The following is a 14,437-nucleotide window of genomic DNA, read 5'->3' as shown; positions in this document are numbered from 1 at the left end:
CAATCCTGACTTATTCACTTGTTCACGGCACCACTTACTTGGCAATGGCACCAGAACCGCCCCAAAATCATTTATTAATTATTGATGACGACAAAGGCCGCCGAGAGTTTGTTCTTAATAATCCCATTTATTCAATTGGTCGAGATGCTAAGTGTGACATTCGCTTGATTTCGCAGTTTGTCTCTCGTCGTCATGCAACTTTGGTGCAGCTACCCCATGAAGATGGCACTTATTATTATCGAGTGGTGGATGGCAACCTTAAAGGCAAACCAAGTGCCAATGGTCTCTTAATTAATGGTCGTAAGCTACAAGCTCATGATTTGCGAAATGAAGATGAAATCGTATTTGGGCCACAAGTCAAAGCCGTTTATTACCTGCTGAAACAAGACGGGATGTCAACTGTGCCCCCTGATGAGTTTGACATTACACTGATTAGTCCTGGCATGATCGGTGAGCCAGAAGAGCTGACTTAGAGCCGAGTCTAAGTCGTAATGGACGTTGTAATGGACTAATCAGGACGTTTAATTTGGGGCTAGCCGCTCTAAGAAAAGCTACCCAGCAACGGCTTCAATTAATTGCCAATGCCGATTTTCCGCTACAGCTCGGCTGACAAGCTCATACATTTGGTGGCAGTGATTGTCGAGATGCAAGGGTAGTTCTTCGTTCTTGATCACAAAATTCAGGCGAATTTCTCGCTCGGCAGCGACCGACTTATCAATTAGAACTTCTACCGTTACTAATTTAGAGAAGGAAACATGACCAGGGACTTCACGAGCCATCATGTAATCCCCAGTGTCATAAATGATGTCAAGATTGCAGGATTCCAGAATCTCAATCAGCAGATGCTGGAGATTGTTAACAGGAACTTCAACGGTAAACAGACAAGTATAGCGAGCCATAGGCAACCCCAGGCGTGGCAGTTTTAAGACCTTCTTATCATAACGTTCGCTAAGCATGGCTAAGTCATACTTAGGTTAGTAGCTATAACAAGACTCAAGCATAAAGGCCAATCGGGCTATTCAGATTTCAGGCTGCGTAAAAGCGAGAAGCTTTGTAATGAGCCCAAATGTGAATTGGTTTGGCCTTTACCAGCTTCTAGCATACCAGCCTCCGATCCGGACAGAATGGTTCTAATTCAGAAAGTCGAGGTTAGGCGAAGCAATATCAAATCAATTTTTTCTGATGGAATGATCTTGCGTGTGCTGTCGGTCCCCAATTTCTGTTAGAGTGCGTCGGGGCAAGGGTCAATGAATCAATTCGTGGGGTGGTCCTGCCAGCAACACTTCGAGCGGAATCTGGGTGCGGAGTCAGGAGTCATTCAATAGCAGCTTATGCAAGGTCGATTGATTGTTTTTGAAGGAGTCGAAGGCAGTGGAAAAACCACTCAAATGCTGCGATCGCAAGCATGGCTGCTGGAGAATCAATGTTTTCAGTCACTCAAAGCTCAAGATTTGGCTCCACCCATACTGGTAACGCGGGAGCCAGGAGGGACAGAGATGGGATTAGAGTTGCGGCAGTTATTGCTGGGCTATCAAGGTCAAGAAGCAATCCAAAATCGAGCCGAGTTGCTGCTGTATGCCGCCGATCGCGCTCAGCATGTAGATGGCTACTTAAGGCCGCAGTTGGCTCAAGGAGCCGTGATCTTATGCGATCGCTATACCGACTCCACGATCGCGTATCAAGGGTACGGGCGGGGGTTGGATTTAGCTTTAATTGACCAACTCAACCAAGCTGCAACGGGTGGACTGGAAAGTGATTTGACTTTATGGTTGAATGTGGATGCCGAACTAGGCTTGGCTCGGATGCGACAGCGAGGTAAAGCCGACCGGATTGAGCAAGCTGATTTAGCCTTTCATCAGCGGGTGCAGCAGGGGTTTCAGGCTTTACATCAGCAGTACCCAGAGCGGATTGTTCGCATTGATGCTAGTCAGAGTGAACAGAGAGTCGCCCACCAGATTCAACAAGTTCTCAGTCAGCGCTTAACGCAATGGTATCAACCGCTTTTGCACCCCTAATTGGACAATCACAGGCTATAGAATTGTTGCATCAAGCGGTGCTCCAACAGCGAGTTGCTCCTGCTTACTTGTTTGCAGGCCCTTCAGGTGTGGGGCGCAGCTTAGCGGCTCGGTGTTTTCTGGAGTCGTTGTTAGCGCTAGATGTACTCCCCGCTAAAAAACAAGGCTTGCAAAATCGGCTACAACAAGGGAATCATCCTGATTTACTGTGGGTGCAGCCAACTTATCTGCATCAGGGAAAATTGTTGTCAGCAGCGGAAGCAGCCGCAGCAGGGCTGAAACGCAAAGCCCCTCCTCAAATTCGTCTCGATCAAGTGCGACAACTCGCTCAGTTTTTGGGGCGTCCACCGATGGAATCGGCTCGCTCGGTTGTGGTAATTGAGCAGGCAGAAACGATGGCAGAAGCAGCGGCAAATGGCTTGCTGAAAACGCTAGAAGAGCCAGGGCCAGCGACGCTGATTTTAATTGCGCCGGGAGCTGAAGCGCTATTGCCGACATTGGTTTCTCGTTGCCAGCGAATTCCATTTTATCGGCTGAGCCCGGAAGCACTAGCGCAAGTATTACAACAGGCGGGCTATGCCGAGATTTTGCAGCATCCAGAATTATTGGAGATTGCCCAAGGAAGCCCTGGAGAAGCGATCGCCAGTTGGCAGCAGTTGCAAGCGATTCCTCCAGACCTGCTAGCCACCCTGACTCAACCCCTGTGCGCTGCGCGTGAAGCTTTAGAGTTGGCTCGGCGTTTGGACAAAACCCTAGATACAGAAGCGCAACTCTGGTTGATAGACTATTTGCAACATGCGCTTTGGCGATCGCGGCGGCAACCCCAACTGTTGCAACATTTAGAGAAAGCTCGTCAAGCTCTCCTCGGTTATGCTCAGCCTCGCTTGGTTTGGGAGGTAACTCTAATGGCGATCGCGCAAGCGTAAGATTGAGTCGATGTAAAAGTTTGCCTAAAAAAATACAGGGAGCTAACTAAGTTTTTTAGCTTGCAGGTTGAAGTAATGATGACGCTGCTTCAGTAGAAATAAAACCAAGCCTTGCAACGCAATACTCTCTCCTAATAGTTCTGAGGACTCTTCCACTGTATTTTTTAGAGTTGCGAAAGTAGCGCGATCGCCCCACCCCATGCGCCAAAGTAGCGGCTGTAAGATTAGATGGTTGAAAATTTCAGTACCGAGACCTCCAACTATAAACAAAGCAATGCCTAGGCAAATCATTAATGCCCCTTGAGGGTAAAAACGCCAAAGCTTGGTGAGGTCGCGAAAGCCAACAGTAATAATGAGTAACTGGATGAATAAGTAAAAAAGTATCCAGGCTCCCCCTCCTCCGGGGAGGCTCGGCATCCAATCGGGAAGCTGCAACAGATGATGAAATTTGAATAGCTTGTCTGTTGAGAGATACAAAAATCCTGCTCCCATTGTTAGCAGGAGATAGCGAGAGGAGCGCTGAAATAAGCAATATTTCCAAAGAGCTGAGGTGACTAAACAGCAGCCGATCAAAAATAGCTTAATAGCGGCAAAGACGACCGGAATCGTAAATTTCTGCTCAAAGCTAAATAAAGGCAGTGCCTGATTCTGAAGCAGACTACTAACCAGATAAATTAAGGTGAAACCAACATCTGCCGTTGCTAAGTAAAGTAAGAGCCAGTAGCGGTGACTAGCGATCGCTTTAGGTAGAAACGGCATTTTTCACACCTCTAGGTTTCTTGTCCGACTGCATCTGCTAGAGTGGCTAGTCCGTGTTGCTCTAGCTTTTGCCCCAACCCTTTCAAAATTCGTCGTACCATCCACGGACCTTCATAAATCCAGCCTGTGTAAACCTGCACCAAACTGGCTCCGGCGGTAATTTTCTCCCAAGCATCCTCTGCGGTAAAAATGCCCCCCACCCCAATGATGGGCAACTGACCTTGAGTTTGCTGATAGATAAAGCGAATCACTTCTGTAGAGCGTTGCCTGACTGGAGCACCACTAATGCCGCCTGCTTCGTCTTGCACGGATTTACCCGTAGCTTCCAGCACTTCTGTCTTGAGGCCATCCCGGCGGATGGTGGTGTTGGTGGCAATGATCCCAGCTAAATGATGTTTTTGTGCCAAAGCAATCACATCCGCGATCGCCTCCCATTCCAGGTCAGGCGCAATCTTGATCAACATCGGCTTTTGTCGCTGGTTTTCTTGCTGCAAAGCCGCCAAAATCGGTTCTAGTTGCTCGGTAGCTTGGAGCGATCGCAAGCCTGGAGTATTTGGGGAGCTGACATTAACCACAAAATAGTCACCCCAATCCTTGAGCAAGCGAAAACTACCCAAATAATCTGCGGCTGCTTCCTCTAAGGGCGTAATTTTAGACTTGCCCAGATTGATGCCAATAGGAATTTTGAGCTGAGAAGTGCTTGGCCTTTCTGTTTGCCGCTGACTTCTCGCCTTAAACATTGCCCCCATCGCCGCTGCGCCTTGGTTATTGAAACCCATCCGGTTTAAGGCCGCCTGATCTAGAGGTAGGCGAAACAAACGCGGCTGAGGATTTCCAGGCTGAGCCTGAAACGTCACAGTGCCAACTTCGGCAAACCCAAAACCCAAACTAGACCAAACGCCGGCGGCCACCCCATCTTTGTCAAAACCAGCGGCCAACCCAACAGGATTAGGGAAGCTTAACCCCCACAGCGATCGCGCTAGTCGAGAATCCGAGAAGCCACAAGATTGCTGCAATCGAGCTTGAACCCAACTAGCAGGTGGACGGTTGCCCGTATGGTCTAGCCAACCCAGAAGTTGAAGCGCTTGCCGATGCAACTGTTCCGGATCTGCTTTCAGTCCAGAGAAAAGAAGGGGACGTAAACCAACTTGATAGATATCCAATTTTGGGTGCAATTGTCAGGGATCGAACGACAAAAATAAATAGGGACGAGTAGAATTGCCAGCTTAGGAGCGAACGCAAACACTCATTAATATTATGGGCATCCTAGATATTACAGGCTCTCTTGAATAACTGGTTGAGTAGATCTATGAGGAAAAGGGGCATCACCAGATAGAATTTTGAGAGCTTGAGAAAATAATTCTTTTTGTTGTCTACCAACTGGCTCGTTGTCAGCTATCTGTCTTATCGACAATGGGTTGACTATCCATCGCAACCTGATAAATGAGTTAGAAATATGGTGATCCAGGCTGCAAGTACCCTTTTAGGTCTAAAGGTGCCTAGGATCTCTCTTCCCATCCTTTGTGCAAAAAGCATAAGCTGCCCGGAACCGGAGTCCAAATAACATGGGTCAGCAGAAAGAGCCGACAACCTACGAAAAACAATTAGTTGCTTTAGGTCGTGTCCTCCAGACCCTGCGGGAAGAGGAAAGCGTCGATGTTTTAATTGAAACCACACTCAATTATCTACAAGATGAATTCGACTATAGCTTGATTTGGATTGGGCTTTACGATCGCCTAGAGCATCGTCTGTTTGGTAAAGGCGGTGTCATGCCCAATGGCGACAGTTCGTTTCTACGGCAACGCTTCGTGCTGTCTCCTGGCGATCTTTTGGAGCAGGTGGTAATTCAGCAGCGTCCCGTCGGCGTACCAGATTTGCGAGAAGAAACAAGGGCTGGAGAGTGGCGGAAGGCGGCTCAGAAATTCAATATTCAAGGCACGATGCTCTTTCCGATTCGCTACAAAGATCGCTGCTTTGGCGTGTCTCTACTAGGGTCAACGCTTTGGGGGGTTTCTCCTCGCTCCGACGAGAAAGCGCGACTCTCAATGATTTTTGGCGGGTTGGCCGCAGCGCTTTATCAAATCGAAGCAGATTGGCAGCGACAGCAAACTAAGCGTCCAGAACAGCCATTGTTGACCCTCCTGTCTAAGTTGCGGCAGTTGCCAACTTTGGGACAACGCCTAGAAGCAATGGTGGAAGAAACCCATCAATTTATTGGCCCTTCGCGCACGAATATTTACTGGTTTGAACGCGAACGGCGCTATTTTTGGCGGCGAATCAGTAACCGTCAGAAGACAGCAGGATTTAGTGATGCGAATCAAATCGCTTCTGGCATCACGGTTCAAGAGATTAGTGGTTTTTATCAAGCCCTGGCAGCGGATCAACTGGTGTCCATTGGGGAAGCCCACAGCTCGCTCAAAGCCGATACAACGAGTCGATTGATGCAGCAAATCAAGGCGCGATCGCTCTTGGCAGCACCGATCCTATTCCAAAATGAGCTGATGGGTTTCCTCGCTGTAGAAGGCAATGAGGCTCGAATTTGGGAGGAGGAGGAAAAGAGCTATGTTCGAGGCGCAGCCCAACTAATTGCTTTGACGGCTCCTCTAGAAGAGATGGAGGAGATTATTCAGCAGACGCGATTGGATCAAGCACTCACCGCTGAAATCACCCATGCCATCTACAGCGATGAAGACTGGAAGAGTACGCTAAAAAATTGTGCAGATAAGCTCTGCCAACGGTTGCGAGCGGAGCGCTTCCTAGTTTTGCTCTACGACAAGGACCAAGAGAAGTTTGAAATTTGCTACCAAAGTCAACCAGCGAATCGTCGGCCTGCAACCACACCGCTAAATATGCTGAACGATGTTGATTGGCAAATGCTGGAGCGCAGCACTGAGGCGGTGGGCATCGAAAACTTAGAAGAAGACTTAAAGCTGATGGCTTGGCAAGATGTCTTCCTAGAAATTGGGGTGCGATCGCTGCTTATGTGCAGTACTTCGATTGGTCATCCTTTAGAAGGTTTGGTGGTGATTTGCCATGAAGCCACTCGCACCTGGAGCCGTCCAGAGCGAGAGATGCTCCGCGTGGTGAGTCAACAAATTGGTTTGATTTTGCACCAATGGCAACTCCAGCGGCAAACCGAACAGCAGCAGAAAATCTCCCAAACGATTCAATGGGGCCTCACGACCATCCAGCAAACCTACCAACCAGACCGACTAGAGCGCTCGGCTTTACAACACATTGCCCAAATTCTCCAAGTACCTTTTGCCATGATGGTAACTTGGCTACCAGGGCGACGAGGCGGGCGGATTGTGGCTCCCGTGATGGCGAACAGTCAGTTCATGCTCAACACAGAAATAGTTGTGCCTGTGCAGACAGATACGCTGGTGCAATGGGCGCTTCAAGCCGATGGGCTGTTGCCTTTGACGGTGGATGATCTGACCGCAGAAACTCGACAGTGGCTCTCTGGATCTGGAATCGGTCAAATTCTAGTCATAGCATTGCGTACAGCTCCAGAGCATGAACCGACTGGAATCGTGATTGTTGCAGATGAGCGATCGCGGCATTGGCCAGAGCGGCACTTGAATGCTTTGGGTACCCTGGTCAGCCAGTTAGCCTGGTCACGCCGTAACCTGTTGCTCACTGATAGCTTGAAAGCCCAGCGCGAAAGCTTAGAACGACTGAACTGGTACAAACAGCGCCGCATTGAAGAACTGTATCGTTCGCTCAACTTGACCCTTAAGCGCTTGAGTGAACTCTCGACGCAGAAAGATCCCTTGGTGGGCACTCGCTTGCAACAAAACCTCCGCCAGATGGGAGATGCCCTCAATACCGTCGGTCAACTGATTAAAGATGAACCGTGGCGGTTACGGGCCTATTATGAAACAGTGCCTCTGGCTACGCTGCTTAAGCGATCGCTAGAACGGGTTGATTACTTAATCAAGCAACGCCAGCTTTGGTCGCAGGTACATAACAACGAAGGCAACCTTTCGATCGCTGGAGATATCACCAAAATTGAGGCGATTTTGTATGAATTACTCGTGACGGCTTGCTATCGCTGTCAACCCAGTGGGCGCATTGATATCTGGTGCCGCACTCTAGAGGAGCGGTGGCTAGAGCTGTCAATTACCGATAATGGTGTGATTGAGCCAAGGTTGGTGGCAGAGTTGCAAACCGGACGCTCTGTGGATCTACTGGCTCCCTCGACGCTCGATCAGCCCCCTGGCTTACATTTGCTGGTTTGCCAATCTTTGATTAAACAAATGGGGGGTGAATTCAACCTCTACAAGCTGGAGGATGGTCGCGTTTTGAGTCGTTTGGTCATTCCCCTTGCGGCTGCGACGCCCACAGATAAAACCTACGCTAACCGAGGCAATACCACTGGCTTCTTCTAAAACAGAATCCTCCAAGCAGCTCTAAAAGTTAAGGGACAGGTTTAAACACCTGTCCCTTAACTTTTAGTCCAGTGATGTAATGGTTTAACCCATTGCTTTAAACCATTTCGGTAGGTGCCTCAACCGCAGGTTGAACTTGTGGCTGGAATTGGAATAGAGAGTAAACCACGTTACGGCGAATATCGGTCATCATTTCCAGGAAGAGTTCATAGCCTTCGCTCTTGTACTCGATCAAGGGGTCTTTCTGACCGTAGCCGCGCAGTCCCACAGATTCCCGCAGTGCATCCATCTGCTGGAGGTGTTCCCGCCACAACGTATCAATTTGCTGCAAGATAAAGAAGCGCTCGGCTTGCCGCATCAAACCGGGTTGAATTTGATCGACTTGGGCTTCTTTTAAGTCATAAGCAATCCGCACCTGTTCGTGAAGGAAAGTTTTGATTTCCCCAATATTTAGGTCGATCAACTGGTCAGGCTCTAGGTCAGACAGCAGGTTAACAAACTCCTTCACCTTGCTCACCATGCTGCCAAGATCCCACTCTTCGGAGGGCAGGTCAGGGTTGACGTAAGCTTCCACAATGTCATCCATCGTGCGCTCGGCGTACTTAATCACCTGTTCTTTTAGGTCTTGCCCTTCAAGAACTCGGCGTCTTTCGGCATAGATCGCTCGACGCTGGTTGTTCATCACCTCGTCGTACTCAAAAACCTGCTTCCGAATGTCGTAGTAGTAGGTTTCAACTTTCTTCTGTGCCCCTTCTAGCGATCGCGTCAGGAGGCCAGATTCAATTGGCATATCTTCTTCAACGCGGAAGGCATTCATCAAGCCTGCCACGCGATCGCCCCCGAAGATCCGCAACAAGTTGTCCTGCAAGCTGAGGAAGAACTTGGTAGACCCAGGGTCACCTTGCCGACCTGCTCGACCGCGCAATTGGTTGTCAATTCGGCGAGACTCGTGACGCTCCGTACCAATCACATGCAGACCACCGAGACGAATCACTTCTTCATGCTCGCGTTCGGTGAACTGTTCGTACTCTTTGCGAATCAAGTTATACACTTCTCGCAAACGCTGAATCGCTGGGTTGTCAGTTGGCGCTTTCTCAGACGCCACCGCAACAAGATCTTCTGCTTCTAGTTCTGGCAGCGATCGCTCCCCATACTGCTGTACTGCAAAGTCAACTGCCGCTCGCAGCTTTTGCTCGGCTTCTTTTGACAGTTGGGTGGGGAAAATTTGCGGTGAAGCCTTCCAGGTTTTGACTTTCTTGCCTGGGACAAACCCTTGTCCACCCCCTCGGCTTTCACTTGCGCCTGCGACTCTGGTGACATCAAAAGTATCTTCATCCTCTGGCTGCACGATCCGAGGCATGAAGTACTCACGCACCTTCAGACGGGCCATGTAGTCGGCGTTACCACCCAAGATGATGTCTGTACCTCGACCCGCCATGTTAGTGGCAATGGTCAAAGCACCTTTGCGGCCTGCCTGTGCGACAATTTCCGATTCTCGCTCGACGTTCTCTGGCTTGGCGTTCAGCAGGTTGTGAGGAATGCCTTGCTGATGCAACAGATGAGACAGTACTTCCGATTTTTCTACGCTGGTCGTACCAACCAGGATTGGACGACCCAACTGGTGGATTTCGGCACATTCAGCCGCAACCGCCTTCCACTTCGCTTCTTCAGTTTTGTAGACTACATCAGAGACGTCAGCCCGACCGGTTCTACGGTTGGTGGGAACGATCGTGACTTCGAGTTTGTAAATCTTTTCAAATTCCACTTCTTCCGTCTTGGCTGTGCCAGTCATGCCTGCCAGCTTGGGATAAAGCAAGAAGAAGTTTTGATAGGTAATCGTTGCGAGGGTCTGAGTTTCGGGCTGAATTTCGACGTGCTCTTTAGCTTCGATCGCTTGGTGCAAGCCGTCACTCCAGCGACGACCCATCATAATCCGTCCCGTAAACTCATCCACAATCACGATTTCGTCATCGCGGACGATGTAGTTTACATCTTTAATAAAGAGTTCTTTAGCTTTAATGGCATTGAAGATATAGTGCGCCCAAGGATCTTTGGGGTCAAACAAATCTTGAACCCCTAAGGCTTTTTCTGCTTCAATAAAGCCTTCGTCGCTTAATAGGACGTTGCGGGCTTTTTCATCCACTTCATAGTGGGTCTCTGTTTCCAACCGAGTGGCCACTTCAGCCGCCCGAATATACTTTTCACTGGGTCGTTCTACTTGACCCGAAATGATCAGGGGAGTACGAGCTTCATCGACTAGCACCGAGTCCACTTCATCAATGACGCAATATTGGAATGGTCGCTGCACCACATCAACCATTGAGGTGGCCATGTTATCGCGCAGATAATCAAAGCCCAACTCACTGTTGGTGGCGTAGGTGATGTCGCAGTCGTAGTTGCGTTTCCGCTCGTTGGGGGTCATGGTCTGCTGAATCAGACCGACACTCAAGCCCAAGAACCGGTGTACCTGCCCCATCCACTCTGCGTCCCGACGAGCCAGGTAGTCGTTAACGGTGACGACGTGAACACCTCTACCCAGGAGAGCGTTTAGGTAAGCTGGCAATGTAGAAACCAGGGTCTTACCTTCCCCAGTTTTCATCTCGGCAATCTGGCCGTCGTGAAGGATCATGCCGCCCAAGAGCTGGACATCGAAGTGGCGCATCCCCAGCACACGCTTACCAGACTCTCGAACAACGGCGAAGGCTTCTGGTAGAAGGTCGTCAAGGGATTCCCCTTTTTCAACCCGCTGTTTAAACTCTGCTGTCTTACCACGCAACTCTTGGTCAGAGAGCCCTTGGATTTCTTCTTCGAGCAGGTTGATCTCGGTAATAATGGGTTGATATTTTTTGAGCTTGCGTGCGTTGGGATCGCCTAGCAGATTCTTAAGCATGGCAGGAGGGAGAGATATTTCCTTGAAAGCGCTTTGTTAACGAGATAAAAGTCCAATGTAACAAAGCTAGGTCTGGGAGTTTCAACCAACCTGTAAGTTAACGGCTGATTGAGTGAATAGAAGCAGCAGAACTATGCAGCTAAGCAACCGATGTGCTTATAGACTCAGATTGCCGACCCAAATCATTATTTATCGTATCATTTTGGCCCTGCCTGAGGCGGGATAGCATGGCGCGATCGCCGTCTGATTTGGTGGTAATCTCAACCCTTTATAAAATAGTCCGCGTTTAGAGATGATTCCCTAAGAAATTAGGGCGAATTTTCCCACTCTGGCGTCAGGCGGCGGAAGTTGAACTGAGCAGCAGCAGGGTGGCAACTGGCACAACTAGCCATCGTCAGCGATCGCGGCAACTGAACTCGCGGATGCAAAGCCTTGAAGTACCGGGAGTCAGCGATGCGATAAGGTGTTTCTTCTTCTCGATCTTGAACTCTAGAAAAGGTACGTAAGTAGTCCCAAACCAAGAGACGGGGTGGGTCAACGAGGGGTTTAATCTGCTGGCCGTAGTGTTGGCGGTCTTGCAATATTTGCCGCCAAGTTTCTGTGGGCAGAACTGCGGGGGACAAGCCAATATGGCAAGTAGCGCAGTTTTCTAGATAGAGTTCTTGGCCGAGTTGGTATTTGGCGGGTACTGGGTCTACCGTACCCACGGGAGTTGCGGCAGGTGTGAGCTTTTCGACGCTAGGGGTAAATTGAGCGAGTTGAGCCGCTTGGGGCGTTTCTGTTGCTTGGGCTAAACCCCATCCCAACGCCACACTCCACAATAGAACTAACACCAAGAGAATCACGGGCGATCGCCTGCGGAGTCGTCGCTTGGAGTTTGGCTCCTCCTCCAGAGTGGGATGAGATTCTCTGGCATCTGTTGGTTGAGAAGGGCGGGACATGCTTATGAACTCACTACCAAGAACTTCAGGATGTTAACAGTTGTCGTGACGTTATCTTTAACTCCCAGGTGCCTAGACTGCCTCAGCCCAGAACCTCAATCAGAGTAATGTGGCGGGCTAGAGAGGAAAATGATTTCTACTATCGGTCTGAAAACTAACCTACCAAAAGGCCGGGGTGATTTCTACCGAGAGCTATAGATAGCTTAAGCAGAGCGATCGCTAAAATTAAATGCAAAACTTAATAAAGTGGTCGTCAAATTAGGGCCGTCAAATTAGCGCAGCACGATTGGCTTGTCAGCATTTCTCCACGGAATTAGGAATCGCCCCGCATCAGATTGGGGAAATAGGCATTATCTTTTTGATTAAGCATTCGTGCTTAAGTCAGCAAGGTGTTTGCCTTGTTCAGCAGTCGTACCCAAGCAGCGGAGGCCACTACCGTTCTTGCAGGCGCTACAGAACCACTACTTATTTCCCTAAGGGAGAGGAAATTTAGTTGTGATGGATTGTCGTCATATTCAGTTTTGCCATCAGCGGTCTCGCATTGACTTGCAGCAACTCCAAGCATTGTTTCAAGCCGCAGCTTTCTGGGCCAAGGACCGACGGGTTGAGGAGCTAGAGATCGCGATCGCCAACAGCGACCCGGTGATTAGTGTTTGGGACCAAAACCAGATGATTGGTTTTGCTCGTGCGACCTCTGATGGCATTTACCGCGCCACGATTTGGGATGTAGTGATTCATCCTGACTACCAGGGCGCTGGCTTGGGTCGGAAGTTGGTTGAAACTGTTTTAACTCATCCCCGCATGAATCGGGTGGAGCGGGTGTATTTGATGACGACCCATCAACAACAGTTTTACGAGCGGATTGGATTTCAGCTCAATGCCAGTACCACAATGGTTTTGTGCAATCAGCCCATGGAGCAACCGCCCACTCCCGCGGTTGTAGAAATGCCTCAAACCTCGTAAGTGCTTGACTCTATGATCTATATGCTCTGATAAGCAATTAGGCTAAATCAGTCTCTGGTATCACCAAGGGCATCAGGCATTGAATACGAGTAGATTCAGTCGCGTCTGTCGGATTTGCGTTGCTGTCTGGTTCACTGGGCAAAGCGATGATTTCCAAACGACCTTGCATGCGCTCAATCACGCTTTGGTGCATCAAGAGAGCAAGACCGGGTGACAAAGCTGCTGGGGTATTGGGCGCTGTTGGTAAAGCCTGAGTCGATAAAATCTGAGCAGGTTCACTCCAGAGGCTTACAGCGTAAGGAGCCTCAATCGCGATCGCTACCTGCTCTGTTTCTGGCTCCACTGTGGCAGCTATCAGAATTGTGCCTTCGGTAGTTAGACGAATGGAGGTGTCAACCAAACTCATCAGGGTTTGCTGCAACCACTTGGGATCAGCCTGGACATAAATGTCTTCCTGAATTGGCAACAGCTTCAAGCGAATATTGCGATCGCGTGCTTGCAAATGAGTCAGGTTGTAAACTTCTTGCAGGATTTGGCCTAGTTTTAGCGGCTGAAGCTGCATCTGCCGAGAACCATGCTCTAACCGAGCCACATCCAAGATTAAGTCCAATAACTGCATCAGGTTTAGGGCAGACTGATTTGCTTGTCCAAGGAAGTCTCTTTCTTCCGCCGGGTCATCGCAGAGGTCAGACAGGATCAGTTGATGCATGCCAATTAAGCCGTTTAAGGGCGATCGCAGCTCATGGGAGACTCTAGCTAGAAACCCAGATTTAAACTGGTGCATCTCTACTGCCATTTGATAGGCCAGTCGTGTTTGCTCCAGCTCTTGTTGCAATGTTGCAATTGTTTGGCTACTCTCTTGGTTTGCCATCGACGTGCCCTGCTGACTGACTTAAAGTTCTAGCTTAACTGCTCCAGAGCGAAGAACTTGCCAGGTCGAATCACTCCACTTGATGACGGTGGAAGGGACACCAGAAGCTGATTCGCTCCAGTGGTTCGCGGCAGCCTCGCCCGTTGGGATCAGGTGGGCCAGTTCCTCCGGTGAGAGCAGCAGCACTTCTGGAAACTGAGCGGCGATCGCAGTCATGGTTTCTAGAGGAGGCTGACCCGATAAATTAGCGCTGGTTGTCGCCAAGGGACCCGTCTGGGTCAAAATCGCTTGGGCGACTGGATGGTTAGGCACTCGCAGGCCAATACTCGTTAGGTCCTGGGGATGAATGGCACTGGGGACGCGATCGCTGGCAGGCAAAACGAGCGTTAAAGCGCCAGGCCAATATCGGGTGGCTACTTGCTGCCAAATTCGCTGCGCTTCTGCATCACCCTCAACGAACGGCCATAAATCATTTGGTGCTGCCGCCATCAAAATTAGTGGCTTCTCTTGACTCCGTTGTTTAGCGGTAAAGATTAAATCAGCACGGTCTGGACGGACGGCTAAAGCGGGTACCGTATCGGTCGGAAAGCTAATCACGCGATCGCCCGTTTTGGCATGAGTTACTAAAGCCGTTAAGGAAACTTGAGGCATGTCGTGGAAGAGGAGCTACGAGGAACCCTG

Annotated in this window: 12 protein-coding genes; 5 read left to right on the top strand and 7 right to left on the bottom strand. The window is 49.7% G+C overall.

Annotated features, from left to right (window positions below; translation table 11 throughout):
- Window positions 1-44 precede the first annotated feature (44 nt).
- Window positions 45-473 carry an FHA domain-containing protein gene (locus NDA01_RS20480; RefSeq protein ID WP_190437940.1) on the top strand — a complete coding sequence of 143 codons (429 nt, stop codon included), beginning with the start codon at window positions 45-47 and terminating at the stop codon, window positions 471-473.
- A 78-nt stretch (window positions 474-551) separates the two neighbouring features.
- Here NDA01_RS20480 and NDA01_RS20475 read toward each other — a convergent pair whose 3' ends face one another.
- Window positions 552-956: a hypothetical protein gene (locus NDA01_RS20475; protein ID WP_431193473.1), complete on the bottom strand. Its 405-nt coding sequence runs from the start codon at window positions 954-956 to the stop codon at window positions 552-554.
- A gap of 375 nt (window positions 957-1,331) precedes the next feature.
- Between NDA01_RS20475 and tmk the strand changes: the two genes are divergently transcribed.
- The gene (gene tmk, locus NDA01_RS20470) at window positions 1,332-2,015 is read left to right on the top strand and encodes a dTMP kinase (protein WP_348229411.1); all 684 of its coding nucleotides are present in this window, start codon (window positions 1,332-1,334) and stop codon (window positions 2,013-2,015) included.
- A complete protein-coding gene (gene holB, locus NDA01_RS20465; RefSeq protein ID WP_348229410.1) occupies window positions 1,988-2,941 on the top strand; it encodes a DNA polymerase III subunit delta' in 954 nt (317 codons plus the stop codon). Before tmk ends, holB begins: the two co-directional genes overlap by 28 nt.
- A 42-nt stretch (window positions 2,942-2,983) precedes the next feature.
- On the opposite strand, the gene NDA01_RS20460 is transcribed toward holB, so the two are convergent.
- Both NDA01_RS20460 and NDA01_RS20455 read right to left on the bottom strand, forming a co-directional pair.
- The gene (locus NDA01_RS20460; RefSeq protein WP_348229409.1) at window positions 2,984-3,700 is read right to left on the bottom strand and encodes a DUF8692 domain-containing protein; all 717 of its coding nucleotides are present in this window, start codon (window positions 3,698-3,700) and stop codon (window positions 2,984-2,986) included.
- A gap of 11 nt (window positions 3,701-3,711) precedes the next feature.
- Window positions 3,712-4,863 carry a quinone-dependent dihydroorotate dehydrogenase gene (locus NDA01_RS20455; protein ID WP_348229408.1) on the bottom strand — a complete coding sequence of 384 codons (1,152 nt, stop codon included), beginning with the start codon at window positions 4,861-4,863 and terminating at the stop codon, window positions 3,712-3,714.
- Between the two features lie 402 nt (window positions 4,864-5,265).
- On the opposite strand from NDA01_RS20455, the gene NDA01_RS20450 reads away from it, so the two are divergent.
- Window positions 5,266-8,091: a sensor histidine kinase gene (locus NDA01_RS20450; RefSeq protein ID WP_348229407.1), complete on the top strand. Its 2,826-nt coding sequence runs from the start codon at window positions 5,266-5,268 to the stop codon at window positions 8,089-8,091.
- Window positions 8,092-8,188: 97 nt separating this feature from the next.
- On the opposite strand, the gene secA is transcribed toward NDA01_RS20450, so the two are convergent.
- Together secA and NDA01_RS20440 are read right to left on the bottom strand one after the other, a co-directional pair.
- On the bottom strand, window positions 8,189-10,981 hold the full coding sequence (gene secA, locus NDA01_RS20445) for a preprotein translocase subunit SecA (RefSeq protein WP_190555266.1): 2,793 nt from the start codon (window positions 10,979-10,981) through the stop codon (window positions 8,189-8,191).
- A gap of 308 nt (window positions 10,982-11,289) precedes the next feature.
- Window positions 11,290-11,922: a diheme cytochrome C gene (locus tag NDA01_RS20440; protein ID WP_348229406.1), complete on the bottom strand. Its 633-nt coding sequence runs from the start codon at window positions 11,920-11,922 to the stop codon at window positions 11,290-11,292.
- 498 nt (window positions 11,923-12,420) lie between these two features.
- On the opposite strand from NDA01_RS20440, the gene NDA01_RS20435 reads away from it, so the two are divergent.
- Window positions 12,421-12,885, top strand: coding sequence for a GNAT family N-acetyltransferase (locus tag NDA01_RS20435; RefSeq protein ID WP_348229434.1), 465 nt, complete (start codon window positions 12,421-12,423; stop codon window positions 12,883-12,885).
- A gap of 37 nt (window positions 12,886-12,922) precedes the next feature.
- Here NDA01_RS20435 and NDA01_RS20430 read toward each other — a convergent pair whose 3' ends face one another.
- Window positions 12,923-13,756: a sensor histidine kinase gene (locus tag NDA01_RS20430; RefSeq protein WP_348229405.1), complete on the bottom strand. Its 834-nt coding sequence runs from the start codon at window positions 13,754-13,756 to the stop codon at window positions 12,923-12,925.
- A 21-nt stretch (window positions 13,757-13,777) separates the two neighbouring features.
- Complete coding sequence (locus NDA01_RS20425; protein WP_348229404.1) at window positions 13,778-14,407, bottom strand: L-threonylcarbamoyladenylate synthase; 630 nt, start codon at window positions 14,405-14,407, stop codon at window positions 13,778-13,780.
- Window positions 14,408-14,437: the final 30 nt, after the last annotated feature.

The sequence above is a fragment of the Trichocoleus desertorum AS-A10 genome, assembly GCF_039962155.1.
Classification (GTDB): Bacteria; Cyanobacteriota; Cyanobacteriia; order FACHB-46; family FACHB-46; genus Trichocoleus.
Note: the sequence above shows the minus strand (reverse complement) of the source record. Positions and strands in the feature narration are given on the sequence as shown.

Bases quoted from the DNA above. Each gene is read 5' to 3' on its own strand.
- NDA01_RS20440 (WP_348229406.1), bottom strand. From the start codon at position 11,922: ATGTCCCGCCCTTCTCAACCAACAGATGCCAGAGAATCTCATCCCACT.
- NDA01_RS20425 (WP_348229404.1), bottom strand. From the start codon at position 14,407: ATGCCTCAAGTTTCCTTAACGGCTTTAGTAACTCATGCCAAAACGGGC.
- NDA01_RS20460 (WP_348229409.1), bottom strand. From the start codon at position 3,700: ATGCCGTTTCTACCTAAAGCGATCGCTAGTCACCGCTACTGGCTCTTA.
- secA (WP_190555266.1), bottom strand. From the start codon at position 10,981: ATGCTTAAGAATCTGCTAGGCGATCCCAACGCACGCAAGCTCAAAAAA.
- holB (WP_348229410.1), top strand. From the start codon at position 1,988: ATGGTATCAACCGCTTTTGCACCCCTAATTGGACAATCACAGGCTATA.
- tmk (WP_348229411.1), top strand. From the start codon at position 1,332: ATGCAAGGTCGATTGATTGTTTTTGAAGGAGTCGAAGGCAGTGGAAAA.
- NDA01_RS20475 (WP_431193473.1), bottom strand. From the start codon at position 956: ATGCTTAGCGAACGTTATGATAAGAAGGTCTTAAAACTGCCACGCCTG.
- NDA01_RS20480 (WP_190437940.1), top strand. From the start codon at position 45: ATGGCACCAGAACCGCCCCAAAATCATTTATTAATTATTGATGACGAC.
- NDA01_RS20450 (WP_348229407.1), top strand. From the start codon at position 5,266: ATGGGTCAGCAGAAAGAGCCGACAACCTACGAAAAACAATTAGTTGCT.
- NDA01_RS20435 (WP_348229434.1), top strand. From the start codon at position 12,421: ATGGATTGTCGTCATATTCAGTTTTGCCATCAGCGGTCTCGCATTGAC.
- NDA01_RS20430 (WP_348229405.1), bottom strand. From the start codon at position 13,756: ATGGCAAACCAAGAGAGTAGCCAAACAATTGCAACATTGCAACAAGAG.